Origin of the sequence: Psychromonas aquimarina ATCC BAA-1526 (assembly GCF_000428725.1) — a bacterium.
Lineage (GTDB): Bacteria > Pseudomonadota > Gammaproteobacteria > Enterobacterales > Psychromonadaceae > Psychromonas > Psychromonas aquimarina.
In genome coordinates this window covers 1-2,915 of record NZ_AUAM01000109.1, presented here as the reverse complement: position 1 = coordinate 2,915, position 2,915 = coordinate 1, and the positions used below count along the sequence as shown (strand labels likewise).

The 2,915-nt window shown below is 36.9% G+C and carries 2 protein-coding genes and 1 pseudogene; 2 read left to right on the top strand and 1 reads right to left on the bottom strand.

All coding sequences use genetic code 11. The annotated features are described in order from the left end of the window. Positions 1-1,199 precede the first annotated feature (1,199 nt). The gene (locus G337_RS0118970; protein ID WP_028865265.1) at positions 1,200-1,649 is read left to right on the top strand and encodes a UvrD-helicase domain-containing protein; all 450 of its coding nucleotides are present in this window, start codon (positions 1,200-1,202) and stop codon (positions 1,647-1,649) included. A gap of 159 nt (positions 1,650-1,808) precedes the next feature. Here the strand turns inward: G337_RS0118970 and tnpA are convergent, their stop codons facing one another. Then, positions 1,809-2,240 (bottom strand): IS200/IS605 family transposase, encoded by a 432-nt coding sequence (gene tnpA, locus G337_RS0118965; protein ID WP_028865264.1) that lies wholly within the window; start codon positions 2,238-2,240, stop codon positions 1,809-1,811. 487 nt (positions 2,241-2,727) lie between these two features. Between tnpA and G337_RS29630 the strand changes: the two are divergent. Further along, positions 2,728-2,856, top strand: a pseudogene (locus tag G337_RS29630) (IS3 family transposase); the annotation flags it as partial. Between the last annotated feature and the right edge of the window lie 59 nt (positions 2,857-2,915).

Genomic DNA, 2,915 nt, shown 5'->3' with positions numbered 1-2,915 from the left:
GTTGAGTTATGGCCAATGCTTCGTAAAGGACAGATGAAAAACTCAGATGGGTTAACGCGTTGGGAGCAGTTTTATTCTTTAGCTACCTAAATATACCTGTAGAGCTGGGCATTCAGCCTTTTTCCGAAGATGCGACAGAATCGGAAACAAAGGAAACTGCTCCCTAATATCAACCACTGAGTCGGAAAACTCAGCTAAATATAAAAAGCAAAATTCTTGCTCAAATAAGGTATAGTGAATTCGACCTGACTTTATTCCGTCAATCTTGCCACTGTGCCCATGGATAAGAGTTAACATAATTAACTCTTATCCATGGGTTGTAATTGGCTCCCTCACCTAAACCATATTTTTGTTTTAAAGCCCGCTTGAAATCAGCGAGCTTTTCTAGTTTTCTTCATCCTGCCACAACATATCCTCTTCCTAGTTAGATAGAATATATTATAACTCAGTGTACAAACTTTATTGTTCCAAAACACTAGTGTGCCTAAGGGATTTTCAATAGATAAATGTAAAACCAATGTGTCTACAGTGTAGACAGTCTGAAAAAGTGCAAAGTGTCTACAGTGTAGACAGTCCCAGACCACTATTGCTATAAGGGTTACTATGTTATTTAAAGGGCATTGACTAAATGAACAACAACTAAACTGTGTTGACGTATATAGAGCAATGCAAGGAACTGATAGCCTTGCCATTAACGCCGGAGCAGGAGCTACTAAAACATTTACTTGTAATGTAATCGCTTCTAAAGTGCCCGTGAATGAAAAAACTTTATATTAAGCATTTAATTCAGTCGTTGTGATGTCGGTAAGGGCTTCATTTCCGAAGTATGTTCATGTCACCACAATTCATGGTTTGGCTCATAAATACGTAGGCCATAAATATGGGGAGCGATTCAATGCTAGAATAACAAGCTCAATTCTTATAAATACACTTTCATTGAATAAAGATGAATTTGACTTGTCGCCTACGATGTTGAGTTATTTGGTTTTAAAAACATTTAGAAATTTTTGTAACTCTAACTCTGATTTTATTGGGCCGGAACATATCGAACAAACAAAGCCATCAACTAAAGGTTACAGCCAAGGTGTTTTTTGAAGAGAGGGTGATCGAATTAACCGGTAATCTTTGGAACTTAATGGTGGAAGTAAATTCATCAATGCCAATTACCCATTATTTTTTATTTAAAGTTATTTGTCCTAATGGTTAAAAATGATCAGATAAAGCTCGACTACTCAAATGTAATATTGGATGAAGCACAAGATTCAAATCCTATAACCCAACAGTTGGTATTTCTCATTCGTGGTAAAAAAGTAACGGTTGGTGACAAATATCAAGCCATTTATGACTGGCGTGGGGCCTCCAATGCGATGAATGCTATTAGTTATTCTCATAAAGCGGAGCTAACAAAATCTTTCCGTTTTGGCGATAGTTTGGCAGATCTTGCAAACGCTTGTTTAAGAAAGTATGCAAAAGCAGCAACAAACTTTGTTGGTAATGAAAAAATTAATACAATTATAAGTAGTGAACCTATTACACACGATAAAACAACAATTCTGTGTAGAACCAATGCGTCAATGATTAGTGAAATGATGAAATCAATTGCAACTGGTAGAAAGCCATGCCTTATGAAAGGGACAAAACAATATTGACAAACTATTAATGACGCGAAGTTATTAATACAAAATAAGCGCCCTAATAGCTCCGAACTAAGAAGTTTCGAATCATGGCAGCAGTTAACTTACCTCCGGCGGAGCCGGAGGCTTACTTGATTACGCCCTCAAAGGGCTAAAGTAAGCGCCCAGGGCGCACTACATTTGAAGCTTTAATTGATCACGGTGTTCATCGTCTTTTTCTTGATTACGAATATAGTCAAGAACCATATTTTCATCTAAACCAACTGTCGATACAAAATAGCCTCGAGCCCAAAAATTTTCACCATTAAAGTTTCGTTGTCGTCCTCGAAAGTTTTTAGCTATAGAAATAGCACTTTTCCCTTTCAAATATCCAACAACATTTGCAACTGCAAATTTTGGAGGAATACTCAGGCAAATATGAACGTGATCCCTCATTAAATGCCCCTCTTCGATTATTACTCCTTTTCGTTTCGCTAATTCATGAAACGTCTCACCTAAGTGTTTTCTGATCGCGCCATATATCAACTTTTGTCTTTTTTTAGGGATAAATACAATATGGTATTTACAATCCCAACGAGTATGAGACAAACTCTTATAGTCTCGCATAGGTTTTTTCATCTTTACTTTTGGTCGAGCAAAGAAGATACCCCTACCGTTGTCACGGTTAAACCTATGCGAGTCACCCCAGCTGAGCTGGGGGTTTATCAATGTTTAATTAAAGGATTATACTACTAGCGGTGTAGGAGGTGATTTAAAATCACTAGTAAGCACTGTTGATGAATATAGAATTGATGTTATTCAAAATACCGTAGAACAAATAAAAGATAACACACCACAATGCTCTACAAGTGATAATTTGAGAACAGCTCATTCATCAAAAGACATAGAATATCAAAATGTGAAGTTGGCTTCTGATTTTAACCACTATTTAAAACGATCATCTAAAAATATATTCAGAGGCATACCAACGCTATAGTAAGCCTGAAGTATTCAACTCAGCTCAAGGTAGTCAGTTCACTAGTAATGAATTCCCCGCCAAACTAAAAGCGCATGACATCCGGATTAGTATGGATGAGGTAGACAATGTGATGATCGAACGATTTTGGCGGAGCTTGAAATTAGTAACTATATAGTGTTTTATAATGAGCAACGATACCATCAAAGTCTTGACAACTTAACGCCAGACCAGGTTTATTTTGCAAGACAAAGGTTCGCCACATAACTTGGGTTGATATCACTTAATAAACTAGCTTTTGTGTCCAGTCAATGGGGTCCATTTCT